At 61.9% G+C, this 23,010-nt stretch carries 22 protein-coding genes and 1 pseudogene; 16 read left to right on the forward strand and 7 right to left on the reverse strand.

From position 1 onward, the window contains the following. Positions 1-75 precede the first annotated feature (75 nt). Positions 76-1,077 (reverse strand): sulfur carrier protein ThiS, encoded by a 1,002-nt coding sequence (thiS, locus tag MU848_RS18580; protein ID WP_247234796.1) that lies wholly within the window; start codon positions 1,075-1,077, stop codon positions 76-78. Between the two features lie 122 nt (positions 1,078-1,199). Between thiS and aroQ the strand changes: the two genes are divergently transcribed. From aroQ to polA, 6 genes are all read left to right on the forward strand, one after another. Continuing rightward, a complete protein-coding gene (gene aroQ, locus MU848_RS18585; RefSeq protein ID WP_247234799.1) occupies positions 1,200-1,640 on the forward strand; it encodes a type II 3-dehydroquinate dehydratase in 441 nt (146 codons plus the stop codon). Positions 1,641-1,736: 96 nt separating this feature from the next. Then, positions 1,737-2,219, forward strand: a complete 483-nt coding sequence (accB, locus tag MU848_RS18590) for an acetyl-CoA carboxylase biotin carboxyl carrier protein (protein ID WP_247234801.1) — start codon at positions 1,737-1,739, stop codon at positions 2,217-2,219. A gap of 14 nt (positions 2,220-2,233) precedes the next feature. Continuing rightward, positions 2,234-3,586 (forward strand): acetyl-CoA carboxylase biotin carboxylase subunit, encoded by a 1,353-nt coding sequence (accC, locus tag MU848_RS18595; RefSeq protein ID WP_247234802.1) that lies wholly within the window; start codon positions 2,234-2,236, stop codon positions 3,584-3,586. Next, positions 3,583-3,927 (forward strand): arsenate reductase (glutaredoxin), encoded by a 345-nt coding sequence (gene arsC, locus MU848_RS18600; protein ID WP_201515014.1) that lies wholly within the window; start codon positions 3,583-3,585, stop codon positions 3,925-3,927. The genes accC and arsC overlap by 4 nt, the downstream gene beginning before the upstream one ends. Positions 3,928-4,062: 135 nt before the next feature. Then, a complete protein-coding gene (locus MU848_RS18605) occupies positions 4,063-5,409 on the forward strand; it encodes a hypothetical protein (RefSeq protein WP_201515015.1) in 1,347 nt (448 codons plus the stop codon). A gap of 90 nt (positions 5,410-5,499) precedes the next feature. After that, complete coding sequence (gene polA, locus MU848_RS18610; RefSeq protein ID WP_247234804.1) at positions 5,500-8,286, forward strand: DNA polymerase I; 2,787 nt, start codon at positions 5,500-5,502, stop codon at positions 8,284-8,286. Positions 8,287-8,377: 91 nt separating this feature from the next. Here polA and MU848_RS18615 read toward each other — a convergent pair whose 3' ends face one another. From MU848_RS18615 to MU848_RS18625, 3 genes are all read right to left on the reverse strand, one after another. Continuing rightward, positions 8,378-9,811, reverse strand: a complete 1,434-nt coding sequence (locus tag MU848_RS18615) for a mannose-1-phosphate guanylyltransferase/mannose-6-phosphate isomerase (RefSeq protein ID WP_247234806.1) — start codon at positions 9,809-9,811, stop codon at positions 8,378-8,380. Positions 9,812-9,930: 119 nt separating this feature from the next. Further along, on the reverse strand, positions 9,931-10,212 hold the full coding sequence (locus MU848_RS18620) for a TFIIB-type zinc ribbon-containing protein (RefSeq protein WP_097092677.1): 282 nt from the start codon (positions 10,210-10,212) through the stop codon (positions 9,931-9,933). 2 nt (positions 10,213-10,214) lie between these two features. Continuing rightward, positions 10,215-10,925, reverse strand: a complete 711-nt coding sequence (locus MU848_RS18625; RefSeq protein ID WP_201515018.1) for a Bax inhibitor-1/YccA family protein — start codon at positions 10,923-10,925, stop codon at positions 10,215-10,217. Positions 10,926-11,210: 285 nt separating this feature from the next. On the opposite strand from MU848_RS18625, the gene MU848_RS18630 reads away from it, so the two are divergent. The 6 genes from MU848_RS18630 (at position 11,211) to MU848_RS18655 (ending at position 17,297) form a co-directional block, all read left to right on the forward strand. Then, positions 11,211-11,834 (forward strand): hypothetical protein, encoded by a 624-nt coding sequence (locus MU848_RS18630; RefSeq protein ID WP_247234808.1) that lies wholly within the window; start codon positions 11,211-11,213, stop codon positions 11,832-11,834. Positions 11,835-11,893: 59 nt separating this feature from the next. Beyond that, positions 11,894-13,396: a cysteine--tRNA ligase gene (gene cysS / locus MU848_RS18635; RefSeq protein ID WP_247234811.1), complete on the forward strand. Its 1,503-nt coding sequence runs from the start codon at positions 11,894-11,896 to the stop codon at positions 13,394-13,396. A 107-nt stretch (positions 13,397-13,503) separates the two neighbouring features. Then, positions 13,504-13,863, forward strand: coding sequence for a Rap1a/Tai family immunity protein (locus tag MU848_RS18640; RefSeq protein ID WP_247234813.1), 360 nt, complete (start codon positions 13,504-13,506; stop codon positions 13,861-13,863). Positions 13,864-14,032: 169 nt separating this feature from the next. Continuing rightward, positions 14,033-15,403, forward strand: coding sequence for a class II 3-deoxy-7-phosphoheptulonate synthase (locus tag MU848_RS18645; protein ID WP_097090953.1), 1,371 nt, complete (start codon positions 14,033-14,035; stop codon positions 15,401-15,403). A 137-nt stretch (positions 15,404-15,540) separates the two neighbouring features. Further along, positions 15,541-16,290, forward strand: coding sequence for a ParA family protein (locus tag MU848_RS18650; RefSeq protein WP_201515021.1), 750 nt, complete (start codon positions 15,541-15,543; stop codon positions 16,288-16,290). Positions 16,291-16,841: 551 nt separating this feature from the next. Beyond that, on the forward strand, positions 16,842-17,297 hold the full coding sequence (locus MU848_RS18655; protein WP_236575033.1) for a VOC family protein: 456 nt from the start codon (positions 16,842-16,844) through the stop codon (positions 17,295-17,297). Positions 17,298-17,569: 272 nt separating this feature from the next. Here MU848_RS18655 and MU848_RS18660 read toward each other — a convergent pair whose 3' ends face one another. Then, the gene (locus MU848_RS18660; RefSeq protein ID WP_247234839.1) at positions 17,570-19,291 is read right to left on the reverse strand and encodes a fatty acyl-AMP ligase; all 1,722 of its coding nucleotides are present in this window, start codon (positions 19,289-19,291) and stop codon (positions 17,570-17,572) included. A gap of 204 nt (positions 19,292-19,495) precedes the next feature. Here MU848_RS18660 and MU848_RS18665 point away from each other — a divergent pair, with 204 nt between their 5' ends. From MU848_RS18665 to MU848_RS19095, 4 genes and pseudogenes are all read left to right on the forward strand, one after another. Beyond that, the gene (locus MU848_RS18665) at positions 19,496-20,020 is read left to right on the forward strand and encodes a regulatory protein RecX (RefSeq protein ID WP_097090950.1); all 525 of its coding nucleotides are present in this window, start codon (positions 19,496-19,498) and stop codon (positions 20,018-20,020) included. A 55-nt stretch (positions 20,021-20,075) separates the two neighbouring features. After that, entirely contained in the window at positions 20,076-20,603 is a 528-nt protein-coding gene (locus MU848_RS18670) for a DUF192 domain-containing protein (RefSeq protein ID WP_247234815.1), read from the forward strand. Positions 20,604-20,654: 51 nt separating this feature from the next. Next, complete coding sequence (locus MU848_RS18675) at positions 20,655-21,053, forward strand: NADH:ubiquinone oxidoreductase subunit NDUFA12 (RefSeq protein WP_247234817.1); 399 nt, start codon at positions 20,655-20,657, stop codon at positions 21,051-21,053. A gap of 233 nt (positions 21,054-21,286) precedes the next feature. Further along, a pseudogene (locus MU848_RS19095) lies at positions 21,287-21,457 on the forward strand (DUF2155 domain-containing protein); the annotation flags it as partial. 35 nt (positions 21,458-21,492) lie between these two features. Here MU848_RS19095 and aat read toward each other — a convergent pair. Further along, positions 21,493-22,248: a leucyl/phenylalanyl-tRNA--protein transferase gene (gene aat, locus MU848_RS18685; RefSeq protein ID WP_201515027.1), complete on the reverse strand. Its 756-nt coding sequence runs from the start codon at positions 22,246-22,248 to the stop codon at positions 21,493-21,495. Positions 22,249-22,535: 287 nt separating this feature from the next. Continuing rightward, a complete protein-coding gene (locus MU848_RS18690) occupies positions 22,536-22,967 on the reverse strand; it encodes a GFA family protein (RefSeq protein ID WP_281494542.1) in 432 nt (143 codons plus the stop codon). Positions 22,968-23,010 lie beyond the last annotated feature (43 nt).

A 23,010-nucleotide genomic window follows, 5' to 3' on the forward strand; every position in this document is an offset into this window, starting at 1 on the left:
CGGAAGCGGCCGGACGGTCAATTTGCTGCAATGGCGAAAGTGATGCGGCTCCCGCTCCTTTCCGGCGAAGGCGTATTAGATAAGGCCAGCAAGCGGGCTCGACGGATCGGCATACATGCGCTTCCCCATCCGACCGGCGCGATAAGCCATGCGCCCGGCCTCGACGCCGGCCTTCATTGCCGCCGCCATCAACACCGGGTCTTTGGCCTCAGCGATGGCGGTGTTCATCAGCACGCCCGTGCAGCCCAACTCCATCGCCTCGGCCGCTTCGGACGCGGTGCCCACGCCAGCATCGACCAGCACCGGCAGCTTCGTGCCCTCGACGATCAGGCGGATCGTCACCCGGTTCTGAATGCCAAGGCCCGAGCCGATCGGCGCACCCAGCGGCATGATCGCCACGGCGCCCGCATCTTCCAGCCGCTTGGCCGCGATCGGATCATCGACACAATAGACCATCGGCTTGAAGCCTTCCTTGGCCAGGATTTCCGTCGCGCGTAGCGTCTCGACCATGTCGGGATAGAGCGTCCGCGCTTCGCCCAGCACCTCCAGCTTGACGAGGTCCCAGCCACCCGCCTCACGCGCTAGCCGCAGCGTCCGGATCGCCTCTTCACCTGTATAGCAACCCGCCGTATTGGGCAGATAGGTGATCTTCCGGGGATCGATAAAGTCCGTCAGCATCGGCGCGTTAGGATCGGACACATTCACGCGCCGCACTGCCACAGTGACGATCTCCGCCCCCGAAGCCGCGACAGCCGCCGCATTCTGCTCGAAATTCTTGTATTTCCCGGTGCCGACGATCAGTCGCGACCGGAACGTCTTGCCCGCGACGCTCCAGCTATCCTCATCGACAGCCGACACATCGCCGCCACCGACAAAATGCACGATCTCCAGATCATCGCCATCCTCGACGCACACCTGCGCCAGCGTCGACCGGGGCACGACCTCCAGGTTACGCTCAACCGCCACCTTCTCCGGCGCGAAGCCAAGCTCGCTCGCCAATTCCGCCAGCGTGATGCCTGCGCGCACGCGGCGATGCTCGCCATTGATGGTGATCGATAAGGTGCCGTCGACGTGCAATGCTCGTGTCCTGTCTTCAAATCAACAACGTGTCTCGACTTGGCGCGACACGAAAGGCTAAGGATCAGCGCAGCATATAGGGGCGGCGCCGCCCCTGCCGCAACATGCTAAGGGGGATTGCCATGGCCGAAGCGCGGAAAATCTATGTGTTGAACGGCCCCAACCTCAACATGCTGGGCACGCGGGAGCCGGACATCTACGGCTATGACACGCTCGACGACATAGCCGAGCGGATGGAGGATGCCGCCACCCGCGCCCATGTCGAAATCGACTTCCGCCAGTCCAATCATGAAGGCCACCTGATCGACTGGCTCCAGGAAGCACATGAGGAAAGCGCGCATGCCGTCATCCTCAACCCGGGCGGCCTCACCCACACCTCCATCGCGCTGCATGACGCGATCAAGGCCATCAGCGTGCCCGTGATCGAGGTTCACCTGTCGAACCCGCATGCCCGCGAGCCATTCCGCCACAAAAGCTATGTCGGCATGGCGGCAAAGGGCACGATCGCCGGCTTTGGCGCAATGTCCTACATGCTGGCGCTGGAAGCCGCGCTGGAACTCTAGGCCCTCACCGGTTTTGGCGCACAAAAGTTGCGCTTTGGCCTAAATGCGCATAGGCGCGGGCATCGCATAAGATATTTCACCGTCCAGGGACTTCAAATGAACGACAAGGCTGAAAAGGGCGCAATGCAGGTGGACGTGCAGCTGGTGCGGGATCTCGCCGCGCTGCTCGACGACACCAACCTGACGGAAATCGAGGTTGAGGACGGCGATCGCAAGATCCGCGTCGCGCGCAAGGTCGGCGGCGGCAACGCCATCGCCTATGCCCCCGCACCGGTCGCCGCAGCCCCGGTCGCCGCTCCTGCGCCCGCCGCCGCTCCGGCCGTTGCCGCTGCGCCTGCCGTCGCCGCCAACGCCGTCCGATCGCCGATCGTCGGCACCGCCTATCTCTCGGCGGAACCGGGCGCTGCTCCCTTCGCCGCCGTCGGTGCGACCGTGAAGGCTGGCGACACTGTCCTCATCGTCGAAGCGATGAAGGTCATGAACGCCATCACCGCGCCCAACGCGGGCACGGTCAAGGCCGTTCTGGTCGATAATGGCCAGCCGGTCGAATATGACCAGCCGCTGATCGTCATCGAATAAGGGCCGCTTCACACATGGCCATCGAAAAGCTGCTGATCGCGAACCGGGGCGAAATCGCGCTCCGCATCCACCGCGCCTGCCATGAAATGGGCATCAAGACGGTGGCGGTGCACTCCACCGCTGACGCCGACGCCATGCATGTGAGGCTCGCCGACGAAGCGATCTGCATCGGGCCGCCCGCGGCCAAGGACAGCTATCTCAACATCGCCGCGATCATCTCCGCCGCCGAAATCTCCGGCGCGGACGCGATCCACCCGGGCTATGGCTTCCTCTCCGAAAACGCCCAGTTCGCGGAAATCGTGGAAGCGCACGGCCTCGCCTTCGTCGGCCCCAAGCCCGAACATATCCGCATCATGGGCGACAAGGTCGAAGCCAAGCGCACCGCAGGCGCGCTCGGCCTGCCGCTCGTCCCCGGCTCCGATGGCGCGCTATCGACGGTCGAGGAAGCCCGCGAAGTCGCCGCCAGGATCGGCTACCCCGTCCTTATCAAGGCGGCCTCGGGCGGCGGCGGGCGCGGCATGAAGGTCGTGCCGTCCGAAGACCAGCTTGAAACGCTGATGCGCCAGGCCGGCAGCGAGGCGAAGGCGGCGTTCGGCGACGACACCGTCTATATGGAAAAATATCTGGGCAATCCCCGGCATATCGAATTCCAGGTCTTCGGGGACGGCACCGGCCAGGCCATCCACCTTGGCGAGCGCGACTGCTCGCTCCAGCGCCGCCACCAAAAGGTGCTGGAGGAAGCCCCCTCCCCCGTCCTCTCCGCCGCAGAGCGCGACCGCATGGGCGAAGTCGTGCGCAAGGCGATGGCCGACATGGGCTATCGCGGCGCGGGCACGATCGAGTTCCTGTGGGAAAATGGTGAATTCTACTTCATCGAGATGAACACCCGCCTTCAGGTGGAGCATCCGGTGACGGAAATGATCACCGGCCTCGACCTCGTCCGCGAACAGATCCGCGTTGCTGAGGGCAAGCCGCTCTCCGTCGCGCAGGAAGAGATCGAGTTTCACGGCCACGCCATCGAATGCCGCATCAATGCGGAAGATCCGCGCACCTTTGCACCTTCGCCCGGCACCGTCACCAGCTATCATGTCCCCGGCGGCATGCACGTCCGCGTCGATAGCGGCCTGTATCAGGGCTATAGGGTGCCGCCCTATTATGACAGCATGATCGGCAAGCTGATCGTCTACGGCCGCACGCGCGAAGGTTGCATCATGCGCCTCAAGCGCGCGTTGGAAGAATATGTGATCGAAGGCATGAAGACCACGATCCCGCTCCACCAGAAGCTGCTCAAGGACCCCGAATTCCTGAGCGGCGACTACACCATCAAATGGCTGGAGGAGTGGTTGGCGAAGGACGAGCAGGCGTGAAGGCCACCATCTGGCACAATCCCCGCTGCTCCAAATCGCGCGCCGCGCTTGCGATCCTTGAGGAGACACCGGGGGTAGAGGTCGAAGTGGTGGAGTATCTGAAAACCTCGCCCACCCGTGCAGAGATCGAAGCGGTGCTGACGAAAGCAGGCGTGCGCCCTTCCGAAGCGCTGCGCAAGGGCGAAGCGGTGGTGAAGGACATCGGCCTCGACGTCGCCGATGACGAAGCGGTCCTCGATGCCATGGCGCAGCACCCGATCCTGATCGAACGCGCTATCGTGATCACCGACAAGGGCGCGGTCATCGCCCGCCCGCCCGAACGGTTAAGCAAAGTTCTCTAGCGATCGAGCTTCCGCGGAATCGATGACAAATCCGGACCTCCAACCGGGCGGACATCGCTTTGACGAGGTCGCGGGATTTGCCAGCTTCAATGGAAGCACATCCATTACGTCATCCTGCTTTACTAGGGAAATTCGATGCGCCTGCCTCTGATAGCTGCCATTTCAGTAGCCGCGTTATTATCTGCTTGTGGCGGAGGATCTGACGGCGGTTCAAGTGAGCCGACTCCTGCACCAGCGCCAACCCCCGGCCTCAGCCCTACACCAACAGTCTTTAGCGCGGTCAGCGCTGGTCCCTTGCTTGCGCCAATATCGTTCGACCTAAATGGCGACGGCACGACCGATGCAACCAGCACGACATCCGCCAAGGGACAGTTTGGGCAGGGCGTCAATGTCTTGCAGTCGTCGCTTGGTTTCGGGACGGTGCCGACAACTGCGACTGGTCGCATGAGCATGGGCTGGGGCATCGACGCGACAACGGGTCTGATTGTCGGCCATATGAGCGCACCCATTGGCGCCACGATCATTTCGCCACTTACTACCCTGATCGACATTCAGGGATCAGCAGACTCGGTGAGAAGGGCGCTGAGACTTGATGCAGGTCCCTACGCTGTGCGCTCGGAAACAGATTTGCTACAGTTCAATCCTGCCCTGAACTGGCAGAATAGCGATACAGCCATCTCTCAAGACGCGGGCCGCCTCACCACGATCAACCTACAACTGCTCGCGCTTGCGGCATATTTCACGGAGACGCCTGGAGACCCTGTAGATGTAGGTGTATCACTGGCGAAGGTGTCGCAGCATATATCAGGTGCCATGGTCACCAACGCGACGTTGGATTTGACCAGTCAAGCTAGCATCGTGGCGCTAATGGCTGTGTTAGGCCCGGCTCCTGACCTGAATATCCCCACTGACTGGCGTGACGCCAAGGCCGATCTGATCGCGAAATATATGACGGCAATGCCCGTCCGAATCAGAGATGAGGCCGATGTTCGAGCTTGGGCTTATACGTTTCGCTTTTTCATCTTACCGGAGCTGAAAATCCTTGATCGTCGATGGCCTAATCCGGCTGCAGCCAGGATAGCAGCTATTCAACCAGCCGACATCGCGGAAGTTGCGGAGAGCTTTCGCTCAGTTCCCGCACCAGTGGTCGGTTCCCTGATGGCTGTGCCCGACTATAGAGAAGTGACTGACTCGTCGTCGCCGCCATATTCCTTGATCTTGAATGATTGCGCCGCATTAACCCCTTCGCGCCTGCCCACGTGCAGTGATTGGCCGATCTTTCGCGGGCCAGATTCGACAGAGTTGACCGCTGTTCAAGCAACGGAACCCGGCAAACTGACTGCCAGCCTGACAAAAGGCAGCATCTATCTAAACCGAGTTGGCACGTTCACCGGACTGACGCACGTCACCTATGAGACACGCTCTGCATCTGGCGATGTGGCGACCGGTACGATCTTCGTGCGGGTTCGAGAACCAGATTAAAGGTAAATATCGCGCAGGGATAATAGGCCTGTCCTCTCCCCGAACGACCACACTGGAGCGCGCCGCCCTAACCGGCTATCCCCTGCGCCCATGGCCCAGAATCATCTCTACCTCGTCGACGGCAGCGGCTACATCTTCCGCGCCTACCACCAGCTCCCCCCGCTCACCAATCGGCACGGCCAGCCGGTCGGCGCGGTCTATGGCTATACGACGATGCTGTGGAAGCTGGCGGAGGAACTGGGCAAGGCGGAAGGCCCGACCCATCTTGCGGTGGTGCTGGACAAGGGCAGCCAGACCTTCCGCAACGAAATGTACGACGCCTATAAGGCGAACCGGCCCCCGCCGCCCGAGGATCTCGTCCCCCAATTCCCGATGATCCGCGACGCGACCCGCGCCTTTTCCCTGCCGTGCATCGAGGAAGCGGGGTTCGAGGCCGACGACATCATCGCCAGCTATACGAAGGCCGCCGTCGCGGCTGGCTGGCACGTCACCATCGTCAGTTCCGACAAGGACCTGATGCAGCTCATCCAGCCCGGCGTCGACATGTACGACACGATGAAGAATGAGCGGCGCGGCGCGGACTATGTCATGACCAAGTTCGGCGTGCAGCCGGAGCAGTTGGGCGACGTCCTCGCGCTGATGGGCGACAGCGTCGACAATGTCCCCGGCATCCCCGGCATCGGCCCCAAGACCGCCGCCAAGCTCATCACCGAATATGGCAGTCTGGAAGCCGCGCTCGAAGCCGCCCCGAGCATGAAAAAGTCGAAGATGCAGGAAAACCTCATCGCCCATGCCGACATGGCCCGCCTCTCACGCAGGCTGGTAGCGTTGCACGACGGCATGGATCTGCCAGAACCTCTGGAGGACTTGACGCTCAAGGGCATTCCGCCTGAACCGCTCCAGAACTTCCTGGAACATCATGGCTTCAAGTCGCTCCTGACGCGCCTCGGCGCGCCCGCTGCCGCCGTTGCCGTCGCAACCGCCGCGCTTGCTGTTACCGAAAGCACGCCGCCCGCCGCTCCGGCGCTGGAGGAAGAACCGCCGATCGACCGGAGCCTCTACGAAACGGTGGTGACGGAAGAGGCGCTCGACCGCTGGATCGCCGCTGCCCATGCCGAAGGGTTGCTCGCGATCGACACCGAAACCGACATGCTCGACTGCGTGTCCTGCGCGCTCGTCGGCGTCAGCCTCGCGGTTGGCCCAAGCGCGGCCTGCTACATTCCGGTGGGCCACGGGGGCAAGGACATGTTCGCGGAAAAGCCCGAGCAGCTGTCCAAGGACCTTGTGCTTGCAAAGCTCAAGCCGCTGCTGGAGGACGACAGCGTCCTCAAGATCGGCCAGAACCTCAAATATGACCTGACCGTCATGCGCCGCCACGGCATCGAAATCGCACCCTATGACGACACCATCGTCATGAGCTTCGACCTGGACGCCGGGCAAAGCCTGGCGGGCCATGGCATGGACGAAGCGGCAAAGGTGCACCTCAATCACACATGCATCAGCTTCAAGGATGTGTGCGGCACCGGCAAGAACCAGATCAGCTTCGCCGAAGTTCCGCTCGACAAGGCGACCGAATATGCCGCCGAGGACGCCGACGTGACGCTGCGCCTGTGGAAAATCTACAAGAGCCGCATCGCGAACGAAGGCGCAACCCGCGTCTATGAACTGGTCGACCGCCCGCTCGTCTCCATCATCGCCAGGATGGAGCATGAAGGCATCAAGGTCGATCGCGAAGCCCTCTCCCGCCTGTCGGCCGAATTCACCGCCGAAATCGCCAAGCTGGAGGGCGAGATACACGCCATCGCGGGCCAGCCCTTCGCCATCGGATCGACGCAGCAGCTGGGCGCGATCCTGTTCGACAAGATGGGCTACAAAGGGGGCAAGAAAGGCAAGTCCGGCGCATATTCCACCGACGTCACCATCCTTGAGCAGCTGAAAGCGCAAGGCGCGGAGATCGCGGGAAAAGTGCTCGACTGGCGTCAGCTGTCGAAGCTCAAATCGACGTACACCGACGCGCTCCAGGCGCAGATCAACAAGGATTCAAGCCGCGTCCACACCAGCTACTCGCTGTCCGGCGCGCAGACCGGCCGCCTCTCCTCGACCGACCCCAATCTCCAGAACATCCCGATCCGTACCGAAGTCGGCCGCCAGATTCGCCACGCCTTCGTTGCCGAACCCGGCAATGTGATCCTCGCGGCTGACTACAGCCAGATCGAACTGCGCCTCGCCGCCCACATCGCGGACGTTCCTGCCCTCCGCGAAGCCTTCCTAGCGGGCGAGGACATTCACGCCGCGACCGCCGAGCAATTGTTCGGAGAAGTGAACCGCGACACCCGCAGCCGGGCCAAGACGATCAATTTCGCCATCCTCTACGGCATCTCCCGCTGGGGCCTTGCCGGGCGGCTGGAAATCACCGCCGACGAAGCGCAAGACATGATCAGCCGCTATTATGAGCGCTTCCCGGGCATCAGCCTTTACATCACCGAAACGCTCGAGAAGGCGCGCGCGCGCGGCTATACCGAAACCCTCTTCGGCCGCAAAACCTGGTTCCCGCGTATCAAGGCACCGATCCAGCACGAACGCCAGGGCGCCGAACGCGCCGCGATCAACGCCCCGATCCAGGGCACCAGCGCCGACATCATCAAGCGCGCAATGGTCCGCATGGGCCCAGCGCTCGCGGCTGAGGGTCTGCACAATGTGAAGATGCTGCTCCAGGTCCATGACGAACTGGTCTTCGAACTGCCCGAAGCTGATGTGGAACAGGCCAGCACCGTCATCCGTCAGGTGATGGAAACGGCAGCCGAACCGATCGTGAAGCTCAGCGTGCCCCTAGGCGTGGAAATCGGACACGGCCCCAGTTGGGGAGCGGCCCACTAGCCTAACATCGTCATCCGGAGCGGAAGCTGGGATCTCGTGAGCCGGACCCGGCCCTCATCTCAGTTCCCAACCGCAGCGGGACCAATGCAGATCAATTGCGCGCGTAACGATCCTCATAGCGCACAATGTCATCCTCGCCCACATAGGACCCGGTCTGCACCTCGATGAACACCATCGGGATACGCCCCGGGTTCTCGATCCGATGCACCGCCCCCACCGGCACATAGACGGATTGGTTCTCCGACAGCAACTGCACCTCCTCGCCCACCGTCACCTTCGCCGTGCCCTCGACGATGATCCAATGTTCAGAGCGGTGGAAATGGCTCTGCAAGCTGAGAGACGCCCCGGGCAGCACGGTGATGCGCTTCACCTGAAAGCGCGAGCCGACCACCAGACTCTCATACCAGCCCCATGGCCGGTGATCCTTCGGAAATGCCTCAGCCTGCGACGCGCCTTTGCGTTGCAACGCTTCCACGACCAGCTTCACGTCCTGCGTGCGGGACTTGTCCGCGATCAGCACCGCGTCGTTCATCGCGACCGCGATGATGTTGTCGAGGCCGAGCCCGACCAACTCCAGCCCCTCGCTTTCCGACCGCAGCAATGTGTCGCGGCAATCCAACGCCGTCGCCGCGCCCGAGAGCGCAACCCCATTGTCATCGGGCTGCGAATGGCTCCAAACGGCGTCCCAACCGCCCAGATCAGACCATTCGGCGTCAAACGGTACGACCGACAGATTGGCCGCCCGCTCCATGATCGCATAATCGATTGCGACGCTTTCCGCCTCTCCCCAAGGTTCCGGGGCCAGCCGCAGGAAACCGAGATCGCTTTCCGCCTGTTCGACAGCCCCGCGCACAGCCGTGAGGATGCCCGGCGCATGCTGCTCGAAGGCCGCGATCAAATCCTTGGCAGCGAACAGGAAAATGCCCGCATTCCACAGATAATCACCTGTCGCCAGCATCTCTTCCGCCCGGGCCGCGTTGGGCTTTTCAACGAAGCTGGCAAGCTTGATCGGCTCGCCCGTCCCATCGGGCCTGCTGTGCGCCTGAAGATAGCCATAGCCCGTTTCCGGGCGCGTCGGCTTGATCCCGAAAGTCACAAGGTCGCCACCCTGCGCCGCGCCGAGGCCCTTGCCGACAGCTTCATGAAATGCCGACACATCGGGCACGACATGGTCCGAAGGTGCCACCAGCATGACAGCATCCGGCTTGCTCGACACCAGATGCAGCGCCGCGGCCAATATAGCAGGAGCAGTATTGCGCCCTTCCGGCTCGATCAGGATGGCCTGCGGATCGATATTCTCCTTTGCCAACTGCTCGGCGATGATGAAGCGGAACAGCGAGTTGGTAAGGACCAGCGGCCGACCAAAGGAAAATTTCTCAGCCTTGCCGGAAAGACGCCGTGCGACCGACTGGAACAATGTCGTTTCGCCCAGCAGCGGCACGAACTGCTTGGGATAGGATTTGCGCGACAACGGCCAAAGGCGAGTGCCAGACCCCCCGGCGAGAATGACGGGGGTGACCTCCATCTGAGGTGCATTGCTTATCGACATTAAAATCCTGGCCGCGAAGTGGAACTGAAGGAAAGCTCTAAAGGATCAGCGGCCAGAGGCAAGCGCTTCAAAAAAGGGACGGCGCAACGGCCGTCCTAATCGAACAGTTCTTCCAGGAAGCTCTTCTTGCGCTTCTTCTGATAATATCGGCCATCGTCACGATAATCGCGATCAGGCCGATAATGAGGCTGCTGAGGCGGTGGCGCTGCGGTGGCCGTCCCCGACCGCTCGATGATCTTGTCGAGTTCACCCCGGTCCAACCACACGCCCCGGCATTGCGGGCAATAGTCAATCTCCACCCCCTGCCGGTCCGTCATCGATAGTCCGACATGACAGACCGGGCAGAGCATCGCCGACACGGCTTCGGGCGTGCGCATCATTATTCCCGTTCGCCCGTCAGGCTCAGCAGCATCTGGAACAGGTTCACGAAATTCAGGTACAGCGACAGCGCGCCCATCACCTGCATCTTCTGCGCGACCTCATGACCGGCATAGTAGAAATATTCCGACTTGATGCGCTGCACGTCCCAGGCGGTCAGGCCGGTGAAGACCACGACGCCGATGATCGAGATCACCATCTGCATGGCCGAAGAGCCGATGAAGATGTTGATGAGGCTGGCGACCAGGATACCGATCAGGCCCATGATCAGGAATGACCCCATCTTCGACAGGTCACGCCCGGTGGTATAGCCCCACAGCGCCATCGCAAGGAACATCACCGCCGCCGAGAAAAAGGCCTGCGCTATGCTGGCGCCTGTGAAGACCAGGAAAATGCTGGCCAACGACACACCCATGACGGCCGAGAAGGCCCAGAAAGCCGTCCGCGCGCCAGCCGTAGTCATCTTTTCGATGCGAAAGCTGAAGAAGAACACGAACGCCAGCGGCGCGAAGATCGCCACCCACTTCAGCGGCGTATTGAAGATCGCGGCGGCCAGCGCTGGCGTATTGCCGATAAAGGCAGCGACCAAGCCAGTGATGACCAAGCCGATCCCCATGTTGCGGAAGACGCCCAGCATGTGACTGCGCAGCCCGGCGTCATGTTGCGCCGCCTGCGTCGTCCCATAATTTGGTGTACGAACGGGATTGTTCACGGCGTAAAAACTCCATCCTTCAAAACAAACTTCTGATTGGATCGAGTGGCCCGGCGCGGTCTTCGTGGAGCTTTGAGGGGGGATAAAGCCCACGAACCTGCACCGAGCGCACTCGATGCGGTCCGACATCACGATTGGATTATCCAACCGCCAGAGGGGCCCGGCCCGCACAAGCAATATTGGAGGTCGAACGCATGAAGGCAAGAGATCGGCCCGCTGGAAACAATTTGTTACAATGGAATAATAGATATTGATTATCATTCTCATACAAAGATAAGGTGAAGCATGGCCCCCCTTTTTCTTCTCGCCGCCGCGCAATTGACGCCTCCGCACCCCATCAACGCAGCTGATTGGATCAGAGAAGAAGATTATCCTCCAACCTCCCTGCAAGTGGCGGAGCGGGGCTATTTTCTCGCCCATATCACGACATCTTTGTCCGGAATGCCGTTACGGTGCGATCCTGTCCGCCCATCGGCCTTCTCCCGATCCGTTTGTGAAACGGTTATGCAGCGTGCCCGTTTCAGTCCGGCGATGGACAGGAAAGGGCAAGCCACGACGGGCCTGTATCTTCACCGGATCACCTTCCGCATTCCCGCGAAAAACCTGCCGCCTGCACCGCCAAAACATGTCGTGGCGCTGACCGTGGAACGGTTGCCTTCCGGATCGCCAGATCCGGCGGATATTCGCGTTGCACTTGAGGTCTCTGCCGATGGACGAATTGCCGATTGCGCGCCCCTGCCCGGCGGCTCGTCCCCACTTCAAGAACTTGGACAGTTGGGCGCTATCGCATGCCATCAGCTGACGCAAAGCTACAATCCACCTGTCGCCTACGATGGCCAGAGCCAACCCGTCTCATCCATCCAATCCGCCCTCGTCCGTTTTCAAACGTCTCGCTCGCTGAAGAAATAGCGCTTATCAGGCGATAGTCCGCTGTTGACCCCCGATGCGGTTCGCGACATGGCTTCACCATGCCCCATGATCAGCATGCCGACGCCCCGCTGCGCCTGTTCAACAGCCTTACCCGCGCCGTCGAACCTTTTGCCCCGATCGACCCTGGCCATGCGCGCGTCTACAGTTGCGGCCCGACCGTCTACAACTACGCTCATCTCGGCAATCTGCGCGCTTATGTGTTCACTGACACGCTGCGCCGTACATTGCTGTGGAAAGGCATGCACGTCACCCACATCATCAACATCACCGATGTCGGGCACCTGACGAGCGACGCAGACGCGGGCGATGATAAAATGGAGGCTGCCGCCCGCGCTCAGGCAAAAAGCATCTGGGACATAGCGGCGCATTATACCGACGCGTTCAAGCAGAACATCGCGGACCTCAACATCATCGAGCCAAGCGAATGGACGGTCGCCACCGACTATGTCCCGCAGATGATCGAGTTCGCGAAGAAGATAGCCCCAGCGCACTGCTACGAACTGGAAAGCGGCCTCTATTTCGACAGCAGCAGCGTGCCTGATTACGGCGCCCTGGCAGGCGGGCGGGACGATGCCGCCCACGCCCGGATCGATCCGGTCGCGGGCAAGCGCAATCCGTCCGACTTCGCCATCTGGCGCAAGTCCCCACCCGGGGAGCAGCGGCAGATGGAGTGGGACAGCCCTTGGGGCAAAGGTGCGCCGGGCTGGCACCTTGAATGCTCGGTAATGAGCGAGGCGCGCCTTGGCCATCCGTTCGACATCCACACCGGCGGCATCGACCATCGCGAAATCCACCATCCCAATGAGATCGCACAAAATCAGGCCTACTGCGGCTGCACCGACGCCCAGCCCGGCTTCACTGGCGCGCGCTGGTGGATGCACAACAACTTCCTGGTCGATCGCCAGGGCAAGATGAGCAAGTCCAAGGGCGGCTTCACCACCCTCTTCTCGCTGATCGACGCGGGCGTCCATCCGCTCGCCTATCGCCTGCTATGCCTTGGCGCTCATTATCGCAGCGAGCTCGAATTCAGCGCGGAAAGCGTCGGCGCGGCCCTCACCCGTCTCAAGCGGCTGGTGATGGCTGTCGAGGGTCTCAAAGCGCGAGCAGAGGGCGTGACCTGGCAGTCTCCGCGCCTCGACTATCTTCGCACCAACCTGCACCCCAAGCTTTCTCCGCTGCTCGAACAATTTGACGCAGCGATCAGCGACGACCTGATGACGCCTCGTGCCCTGCCTCTTCTGGAAGAAGCCATTGCGCTTAAGAAGGTGCCGGTGGATGAAAAGCTCTGCCTCATCGCCGCCTTTGATCAAGCCCTAGGCCTCAACCTTCTGGAGCTTAGCCGGGCGGACTTACGTATCATGCCCAAGGGCGCGCAGATCACGCCTGAAGAGATTGAAGCGGAATTGGACCGTCGTCAGTCCGCGCGCGCCGCCAAGGATTTCGTCCTGTCCGACGAGATCAGGGACCTTTTGATCGCTCGTGGAGTGGAGGTCATGGACGGCGACCCGCTGCGCTGGGATTGGCGGCTGGAACTAGGGTAAAGTCGTTATTTACCATATAGTTACGAAACCGTTATGATGCGGTAGGCCGTGCCGCGATTGCGCTTGTCCGGCTGGACAGGATTATGGCGGAAGGGCACCATCGACCCATGAAATTGCAACTCGCAGCGGCGCTGCTTCTTTCGGCTGTAAGCCCCGCTGCCGCGTCCCCGGTAGCTGCGCAGAATTTCATGTTCGAAACTGGCAGCACATTGCTTGCCAAGTGCCGCAACAAGGCGCCCGAATATGCGCTGGCTTGCACCGCCTACATCGTCGGGGCGGTGGATGGCATCAAGAAAGACGTGTTCATCGGCCGCGCGCTCCCTAATTGCTGGCCCGACAAGATGCAAGCCGAAGAAGTGCGAAAGATCGTCGTTGCCTATCTCCAACGCTATCCTGACCAGCGCAACGCGCCCGCTTCGGTTCTGGTCAGCGTGGCCTTGAACGGACACTATCCGTGCGAGAAATGACGCCGCGATAGGGCGGGTGGAGAGGCTGCGGGTTTACCAAACTCCATATCGCTTCGTGCCCGCCGCGCCTCAGCGCCACCCCTTGCCCTCCGCCGCTGGTATAAACTTGCTTTAGCCCCTACATCAGCGTAGGGGCGGCCCCTATTTCTATAGCTTTGGGAGAAAAGACGTGACGGCGAAGTGGACGCCGGAAAGCTGGCGCGAGCATAAGGGCATTCAGATGCCCGTCTATCGTGACGCACAGGCGCTTGCCGCCGTGGAAGGTCAGCTCAGCCAGTTTCCCCCGCTCGTCTTTGCCGGCGAAGCGCGCAACCTGAAGGCTGAACTCGCCAAGGTCACGACCGGCGAGGCATTCCTGCTGCAAGGCGGCGATTGCGCCGAAAGCTTCGCCGAGTTTCACCCCAACAACATTCGCGACACTTTCCGCGTGCTGTTGCAGATGGCGGTGGTGCTGACCTTTGCGTCCAAGCTGCCGGTGGTGAAGGTCGGCCGCATGGCGGGCCAGTTCGCCAAGCCGCGCTCGGCAGATACGGAAACGATCGGCGGCGTGGAACTGCCCAGCTATCGCGGCGACAATGTCAACGACATCGGCTTCACAGCAGAGTCGCGTGAGCCCGATCCGGAACGCATGATCCGCGCCTACAACCAGTCGGCCGCGACGCTCAACCTGCTGCGCGCCTTCTCGACGGGCGGCTATGCGAGCTTGGACCGTGTCCATGGCTGGATGCTGGATTTCATGGGCCGCAGCCCGCTGGCCGCGAAGTTCGACGCCGTCGCTGACCAGATCGGTGCGGCGCTCGACTTCATGCGCGCCTGCGGCCTTTCGCCCGAAACCGTGCCGCAGCTTGGCGGGACCAGCTTCTACACCAGCCATGAAGCGCTGCTGCTCCCCTATGAGCAAGCGCTGACCCGGCAGGATTCGCTGACCGGCGACTGGTACGACACGTCCGCGCACATGCTCTGGATCGGCGACCGCACGCGGTTCGAAGGGTCGGCGCATGTCGAATATCTACGCGGCATCGGCAATCCGATCGGCATGAAGTGCGGCCCGAGCCTGGAGCCCGACGCGCTGATCCGCCTGCTCGACATCCTGAACCCCTCGCGTGAGGCCGGGCGCATCACCCTTATCACGCGCTACGGCCATGACAAGATCGAGGCGGGCCTGCCCAAGCTCGTTCGCGCGGTCATGAAGGAAGGTCATCCTGTCGTCTGGTCCTGCGACCCGATGCACGGCAACGTCATCAAGGCGGCCAATGGCTACAAGACGCGGCCCTTCGATCGCATTCTGGCCGAAGTGCGCGGCTTCTTCGCCGTGCACCGCGCCGAAGGCAGCTTCGGTGGCGGCATCCATGCCGAGATGACCGGGCAGAATGTGACGGAGTGCACCGGCGGCGCCATCGCCATCACCGACGAGGGCCTTGCCGATCGTTACCACACCCATTGCGACCCGCGCCTCAACGCGGCGCAGAGCCTCGAACTCGCATTCCTGCTCGCGGAGATGCTGAACGAGGAACTGAAGGAACGCCGCGCCGCGGCCTGATCCATTCGTCGAAACAGGAAAATCCCGCCGGTCATCTCCGGCGGGATTTTTCATAAGGTCCGCGCGTCTGTCACGACAGCGTCACTAACCTATGATTGTCCGCTTGCTTTGGCGGGTCAAAGCCGTAGCTTTCACCCATGGCAAAGGAACCGGCATTGGCGACCATCGCCGTTTACAGCCTCAAGGGTGGCGTGGGTAAGACCACTTTCGCGATCAATCTCGCCTGGGCATCCGCCACCATCTCGCGGCGACGCACTTTGCTGTGGGACCTCGATCCGCAAGCCGCGTCCAGCTGGCTGATCTCCACCGACAGGCAGAGCCGCGATGCTGCCCAGGCGATCTTCAGCAAGGATGTGGAGGTCCGCAAGCTCATCCAGCCTTCGACCGTTCCCGGCCTTGACCTCATCGCCGCCGACACGTCCCTGCGCAGCCTGGACCATCTCTTCCGGGAAATGGATAAAAAGAAGCGGCTCGCCAAGCTGATCGACAGCTTAGGCCGGGATTATGACCGCATCATCCTAGATTGCCCGCCCGGCCTTACGGAAACCAGCGAGCAGGTGCTGCGCGCCGCCGACATGATCGTCATCCCGGTCATCCCGTCCCCCCTGTCGCAACGGGCCATGGGTGAAGTCGCCCGCTACCTCGTCCAGCGCGGCGGATCGCATGCGCCGATCCTGCCCGTCTATTCGATGGTCGACCGCCGCCGCGCCCTCCACCGGAAAGCGCTGGAGGAACAGCCCGGCTGGGCCGCCATCCCGATGGCGAGCCTGGTCGAACAGATGACCGTGCAGAGAAAGCCTCTAGGCTCCTTCGCTGCATCATCGCCGCCAGCGCAGGCCTTCGCGGCCTTGTGGACCACAGTCGAGCGGCAATTGTCCAAGGCTTGAGCCCAGCCGGGGCAGCGGCGCGCTGGCAGGTCCGATCAAACTGGCTGGACGCTCCAATCCGCGTAGGACCGGGGAGGCAGGCCGAAAGGCTCCAAGCGCTTGTTTTCCGCCGAAGTTCACAGTGTATGCGCGCGCGTACCCGCGCGCGCGTGTAGGTGAGGGCGCGATATACCTGACATTTCAAAGACGCACGGCGATTAGGCTCTCCGGCAGGAAATAGGACAGGGAAAAATCGCGCCCTGTTGGAGAAATAGGATGGTTTTTGGATATGGATGTGGCTGTTGGGTGACACTTGGCCATGAGACAGGCGTGGTCATCATGCTGCATAGTGAAAGGTCCGGGAGCGACCAACCTTAGCGATTCATGAGCACTCGAGCAGTGTGTGAAAGGAGACCGGTAACTCTCACGGATCCAAGTAATTCCAGAGCGTGCGGGCAATGCCGATTTTTGCCGCTCATTTAGGCTTACGCGTCAAGGTTAACTTCTACGCGCGGCCTTGATTACGTGCGGCGCAAAGCTAATAAATGCCAGAAATATAGTTGGAGAGGTTTATGGGGCTTAGGGGCGTAGATCGCGTTGTAATCGCAGTACATAATTTGGAGAAGTCGAAGCGCCAGTATAGTGAACTATTAGGTGCCACTTTCATGGATGCTGATTGGACGGGGGAGCCTTTCGGTATCAATGTCGCCATCTCTTGGGATGCGGGGATCGAGTTGTGCGCGCCGATGGCGGGCCGAGAAGAGGATAGCGCAGTGTCGCAATTTCTTGCTCGCCGTGGAGAAGGCATTTTGACCGTCTGCTTCGGCGTCGATGATGCGGACGCGGCGCATAAGCGGGCATCGGATCGTGGCTATGGCTGTGTTAACTCATTGGACTACACACAAGAGGAAATTGATCAGCATCTTGATGGTCTGTTCAACCGATACCAAGAGTTCTTCTTAGATGCGCATTCCAGCTGCGGCTTTGGTGTCGCTCTTGTCCGGATCGATCCTAAGCAGCAGCCATAAGGTCATGCCCCAAGCGGGGCTCATAAGAATTTGATTCCGGATAGCGCACCACCTTCCTCGTTCACAACGCGACGGCGGCTTCCTCTGCTTGCCATCGCATTGCGGAGGCTCCGCTAACCACCCATCTTCGTCATCCCGCACAGACGAGCACGACGGCATTTTAGGCGGAAGACTTCCACATCAGCCGGTCTCAGCTGCCCATCCTTCGATGACCTGGAGCGCCAGCCCGCGCCATATCAATCTGGCGCGACCTGCCCGTAGGCAGGCCCTGCTCAGGCCGCGATGTCGTAGGGCCTGATCTCACCTGTCAGATACAGGTTGCGCGCCTTCGACCGGCTCAATTTGCCCGAACTGGTGCGCGGCAAGGTGCGCGGCGGGACCAGTTCGACGACGCAGTTCATGCCGGTGATCGCCCGCACCCGCTCGCGAATCTGGTCGCGCAGCCGCGTGCGCTCGTCATTGTCGGACGTGCGGCAGTGCACCAGCACGGCGGGCGCTTCTTCGCCGCCCGGCGTCGTGATGGCGAAGGCGGCGATGTCGCCCTGCTTGAAGCCTGGCAACTGCTCCACCGCCCATTCGATATCCTGCGGCCAGTGGTTCTTGCCGTTGATGATGATCATGTCCTTGGCGCGACCAACGATGTACAGATAGCCATCGCTCAGATAGCCCATGTCGCCGGTGTCGAGCCAACCGTCCACCATGCAGGCGTCAGTCGCTTCCTGATCGCGGAAATAGCCCACCATCAGCGAAGGCCCGGTGGTCCACACCTTGCCGATCTGCCGTTCGCCGAGCGGCGCGCCATCTTCGTCGCGGATTTCCACGATCATGTCGCGCGCAGGCCTGCCGCAGTTGACGATCGACCGGAAGCGCTGCGGCCGTCCCTCGGTCGCGTCGCCGCCGGAGAGATCGGTTTCCTCGACCAGTTCGACGATGATGCCCTCGCCGGGCGGCATGATGGTGACCGCCAGCGTAGCTTCGGCCAAGCCATAGCTCGGCAGGAACGCCTTCGGCGAGAAACCCGCGTCGGCGAACGCATCGACGAAGCTCTGCATCACGTCAGGCCGGATCATGTCCGCACCATTGCCCGCAAGGCGCCAGCGCGACAGGTCGAACCGGTCCTGCGCCTTCGTCTGACTCGACATGCGCCGCGCGCAGATGTCGTAACCGAAAGTCGGCGAATAGCTGATCGAGGTGCCTTCGTTGCGGCTGATCAGGTCCAGCCACGCCAGCGGACGGCGGGCGAAATCCTCGGTCTTCATATAGTCGGTCGACACCTGGTTCGCGACCACCGACAGGAAGCAGCCGACCAAGCCCATGTCATGATACCAGGGCAGCCAGCTGATGCAGCGATCACTGTCCTGCACCTGCATGCCATGACTGTGCGCGGCAAGATTGCTCAGCAGCGCATGGTGCGTCACCGCGACGCCATGGGGGAAGCGGGTCGAACCGCTGGAATATTGCAGATAGGCGATCTCGTCGCCCCTCGCCTGCGGCAGATCGCTAGCCACGGCCTCGCGCGCGATGAAATCCTCGAAGGCGATGCTCTCGACATTCTTCTGCCGCCCGGACTCGCCCGCCATCTCCTCCAGTTCCTTGGGGAAGAGGAACAGCATCGGGTCGCAGCTATTCAACTGGACGTTCAGCTGGTCGATATAGCTTTCCTTGCCGCCGAAGCTGGTCGGCAGGGGCAGCGGCACCGGCCATGCGCCCGCATAGACGATCCCGAAGAACAGTTGCGCGAAATCCGCCCCAGTTTCCGCGACCAGCGCCACGCGATCCTCTGGCTTGACGCCATGGGCGATCAGCCGCTGAGCGCAAGCGATCGCGTCGTCGCGCAGTTCCGAAAAAGGATAAGGCCGCGCCAGATTGCCGCGCGCATCGTGGAAGTTCAGGCCGCGCCGGCCGCTCGCCGCATAATCGAGCGCCTCGCCCAGGGTCTCGAAATCGGAGAAGCGCCGAGGCAGGCTGTCTTCGGTCGGCGTCGGTGCCATCATGCTCTGCGAACCCGTCATATTGGCGTCACCCGATTGTCTTCATCTTGTCTTCCGGCGGGGCCGCTATCATCTTTGAAGCAGCGATGCACCGGATAGTTGCATTCCAGCGTCGCTTTCTACAGCATAAGGCGCGGTAAAATTCCGGCCCCACTGTGGCATAATCAAGGCGGCGCTTGCATAAACCATTGCCATGAAGATGCGGACATGACCGGTATACGCCCCCGACCGCCTCTGGATGGCGACAGCTTGCGCGATCTGGCGCTGCGCTATGTCAGCCGCTTTGCAACAAGCCGCGCGAAGCTGCTTGCCTATCTCAATCGCAAGCTAAAGGAACGTGGATGGGATGGCGAAGGCCCGCCCGCGCCGGAGCGGCTCGTCGAACGGCTTGCGGAACTGCGCTATGTCGATGACCGCAGCTTTGCCGTCATGAAAAGTGCTGCGCTTACCCGTCGGGGCTATGGCGCGCGGCGGGTAGCGCAGACGCTCCGTGCCGACGGCATCGCCGATGCGGACAGGGAAGAAGCGGACACGCAGCTTTCCAACGACAGCTGGGACGCGGCCGATCGATTCGCTCGCCGGAAGCGCCTCGGCCCCTATGCCGCCGCACCAGCCGATCCCAAGCAGCGTGACAAGGCTCTGGCCGCCTTCCTGCGGGCGGGGCATGGTTTCGAAACGGCGCGCCGCTGGATCGACGCGGCTCCGGGGGAACCGCCCGAACGCGACCAGTGACGGCCTGAGGCGAAATCTATGGCGCTCCTCTTCCGCTTTGGGCTAGCAGCGGGGCATGAGGATCGCTCTTCCCCTTCTCGTCGCCTTGCTGGCTGGCTGCTCCCCGACGCAGCCCAAGGCGGAGAAAGCCGCCAGCGCCGCAGCCCGGCAAGACAATCTGTTGCCGCTCGAAATCCGGACGAAGGGCGGCAGCCACCGCTTCGCCGTGGAAACCGCGGTCACGCCGCAGCAGCAGGAAAAGGGCCTGATGTTCCGCAAGTCGCTGGATGCGGACGGCGGCATGCTGTTCCCCATGACGCCGCCGCGCACCGCCAGCTTCTGGATGAAGGACACGCTGATCCCGCTGGACATGCTCTTCATCCGGACCGATGGCACGATAGCCTTCATCGCCCCCAACGCCGCGCCCTATTCACGCGTGCCGGTTTCCGCCGGGGTCCCGGTGACCGCCGTCCTTGAACTGCGGGGCGGACGCGCCGCTGAACTCGGCATTTCCGAGGGGGATAGCGTATCCTGGGGCAGTTGCGTCGATCCCGCGATCAAGAGCCCCGGCGAGCTTGATTTCTGCCCCTCGCGCGCGCGCTGACGCCATATCCGCCTTGCCAATGCCCCACGGCAGGCGCTAAGCGCTTGGCGCATGGGAATCCTGGCCAAGATCTTCACCTGGTGGAATGGCGCGACCATCGGCACCGCATTTTACACCTCCCGCAAGGGCAAGAAGGTGGGCGAAGACCATCAGGGCAACATCTATTATGAAGGCGGCACGGACGTGCACGGCCGCACCCGCCGTTGGGTGATCTACAACGGCAATAACGACGCCAGCCGCGTGCCCGCGGAATGGCACGGTTGGCTCCATCACACCATTGAGGGAACGCCGGAAAGCTTCCTTCCTCCGCCGCGCATATGGGAACGGGATTTCACGCCCAACGCGACTGGCACACCCCATGCCTACCGCCCGACCGGCGCGCTCGAAAAGGGTGCGCAGCGTCAGCGTGCAACCGGCGACTATGAAGCGTGGAGCCCTGACGCATCATGATCCTGCGCCCGGCGGGGGCGGTCCTGCCGATCCTGCCCCTTGCGTTGCTGCTGTCACTGGCGGCCTGCGGCGACAATGAGCCGCCGACTGAAAATCGCACCGGTCCGGTGAAGATCGAAGGACAAAAGATCCGTAATGGCGGGTCCGATGCCCTGCCCGGCACCCCGATGGCGGAGCGGGTGGCCGTGATCGGACTGCTCAACAAGCGCAACGGCATAACGACCGACCTCACAATGAAGCCCGGCGACGCCTTGCGCCTGGGCGACGCGATCGTCCGGCTACAGGCCTGCGAAACCAGCGCGCCGTGGGAAAATGTCCAGGAAACCGGCGCCTTCGTCCAACTCGACGTACGCAGTACCGCCGACAACAAATGGCGCCGCAATTTTTCGGGCTGGCTGTTCAAGGAGCGGCCTGAACGCAATGTCGTGCAGCATCCGATTTACGATGTCTGGGTGAGAAGCTGTACGATGTCCTGGCCGGAAAGCGGCCCCGATACGGTCAAGCTGGGCAGCAAAGGCGAACCCCCTGCCGCTGCGTCCCCCGCCAGCGGGGCAAATGCCAGTTCTGCCCAGGCTCCCGAACCGCCAGCCAATGCTGACGAACGCCCCGCACCGAGCGGCACTTCACCGAGCGCACCTGCCAGAAGCGCAAGATAGTCCTTCTGGCTAATCTCTATGGCGCCCAAGGACCGGAGATGTTCGGTCATGAACTGGCAGTCCAGGAGGGTAAAGCCGGAAAAGCGCATCCGTGCGGTAAGCCACGCTAAAGCGACCTTCGACGCGTCGGTCCTTCGCGACACCATGCTCTCCCCGAAAAATGCCTGGCCAAGTGCGACCCCGTAAAGCCCGCCTACCAGTTCATCGCCGTCCCAGACCTCGATCGAATGGGCAAAGCCGATGTCGTGCAAATGCCGGTATGTCTGTTCAATCTCCCTGTTGATCCATGTCGAAGGCCGGTCCTCCGCCGCCTGTGCGCACAGTGATACAATCCCGCCAAAGTCGCGATTGGCCGTTACGCGGAATCTGTCCCGGCGGATCGTCCGGGCCAGCGAATGGGACATGTGAAAGCCATGAAGCGGCATAATCGCCCGCCGCTTGGGCTCGATCCAATAGACCTCCTCCGCATCCCGATCATCGGACATGGGAAACACGCCGATGGCATAGGCCTGCAACAGGACCAGAGGATCGATCGTCATTGGAAGAAGACTTAGCGAGAGGAGGGACACTGCGCCAGAGGGGGTTTACCATTCTCAAGGCGGGTCAGCAGATGATGGGGACCAGCAACACCTGGGCCGCCTGTCTTGGGTCGGTGAATAGCAGCCATTCCCCCTCCCGCAGGCCGGAGGGGGGGGTGGGCCAGCGCAACGGCGGGAGATTGCTCTTGAACAGCGCCCCGGAAGCTCGCTGCGCTCACGCCCACCCCTAGCCCCTCCCGCCTGCGGGAGGGGAAGAATCCCAACATATCACCCGTTCAACACTCGCCCTAATCATCGTTACCCGCCCGAACGAACCTCAGCACCCCCGCCATCCGCGTGCGTCCGCCATTATCGCTGGGATGCTTCTCACCATCCAGCACCGGAACCTCATCGAAGTCGAAGGGGCTCATTCCTTCGAGGCATGCGACGTTCACGCCATATTCGTTCGCATTGGAGCGGCGCTGGTGATGGGTGTAGATCCCGCACTGCGAGCAGAAGAAGTGCTCGGCTGCTCCTGTATTGAAACGATAGCTGGTAAGCATGTCCGCGCCTCGCACGACATGTAGACCATCGAGCTTTGCCGACACCGCTAGGGCACCCCGCATACGGCAAAATGAGCAGGTGCAACGCCGGGCGCTGTCAAGGCCATTGCTCAGCTCAACCTCGAACGCGACCGCGCCGCAATGGCATTGGCCAGAATGTCTGTTTGGGTTCGACATCGCCACCTCCCTCAATATGTCAGACGACCCAATAAACGAAAAA

This window comes from Sphingobium agri (assembly GCF_023051225.1).
Taxonomy (GTDB): domain Bacteria; phylum Pseudomonadota; class Alphaproteobacteria; order Sphingomonadales; family Sphingomonadaceae; genus Sphingobium; species Sphingobium agri.

Coding starts and splice junctions, on each gene's coding strand:
- accC (WP_247234802.1), top strand. CDS start 2,234: ATGGCCATCGAAAAGCTGCTGATCGCGAACCGGGGCGAAATCGCGCTC.
- MU848_RS18605 (WP_201515015.1), top strand. CDS start 4,063: ATGCGCCTGCCTCTGATAGCTGCCATTTCAGTAGCCGCGTTATTATCT.
- MU848_RS18650 (WP_201515021.1), top strand. CDS start 15,541: ATGGCAAAGGAACCGGCATTGGCGACCATCGCCGTTTACAGCCTCAAG.
- aroQ (WP_247234799.1), top strand. CDS start 1,200: ATGGCCGAAGCGCGGAAAATCTATGTGTTGAACGGCCCCAACCTCAAC.
- MU848_RS18670 (WP_247234815.1), top strand. CDS start 20,076: ATGAGGATCGCTCTTCCCCTTCTCGTCGCCTTGCTGGCTGGCTGCTCC.
- MU848_RS18620 (WP_097092677.1), bottom strand. CDS start 10,212: ATGCGCACGCCCGAAGCCGTGTCGGCGATGCTCTGCCCGGTCTGTCAT.
- MU848_RS18675 (WP_247234817.1), top strand. CDS start 20,655: ATGGGAATCCTGGCCAAGATCTTCACCTGGTGGAATGGCGCGACCATC.
- MU848_RS18655 (WP_236575033.1), top strand. CDS start 16,842: ATGGGGCTTAGGGGCGTAGATCGCGTTGTAATCGCAGTACATAATTTG.
- aat (WP_201515027.1), bottom strand. CDS start 22,248: ATGACGATCGATCCTCTGGTCCTGTTGCAGGCCTATGCCATCGGCGTG.
- MU848_RS18640 (WP_247234813.1), top strand. CDS start 13,504: ATGAAATTGCAACTCGCAGCGGCGCTGCTTCTTTCGGCTGTAAGCCCC.
- MU848_RS18615 (WP_247234806.1), bottom strand. CDS start 9,811: ATGGAGGTCACCCCCGTCATTCTCGCCGGGGGGTCTGGCACTCGCCTT.
- accB (WP_247234801.1), top strand. CDS start 1,737: ATGAACGACAAGGCTGAAAAGGGCGCAATGCAGGTGGACGTGCAGCTG.
- cysS (WP_247234811.1), top strand. CDS start 11,894: ATGCCCCATGATCAGCATGCCGACGCCCCGCTGCGCCTGTTCAACAGC.
- MU848_RS18660 (WP_247234839.1), bottom strand. CDS start 19,291: ATGATGGCACCGACGCCGACCGAAGACAGCCTGCCTCGGCGCTTCTCC.
- polA (WP_247234804.1), top strand. CDS start 5,500: ATGGCCCAGAATCATCTCTACCTCGTCGACGGCAGCGGCTACATCTTC.
- MU848_RS18665 (WP_097090950.1), top strand. CDS start 19,496: ATGACCGGTATACGCCCCCGACCGCCTCTGGATGGCGACAGCTTGCGC.
- MU848_RS18630 (WP_247234808.1), top strand. CDS start 11,211: ATGGCCCCCCTTTTTCTTCTCGCCGCCGCGCAATTGACGCCTCCGCAC.
- MU848_RS18690 (WP_281494542.1), bottom strand. CDS start 22,967: ATGTCGAACCCAAACAGACATTCTGGCCAATGCCATTGCGGCGCGGTC.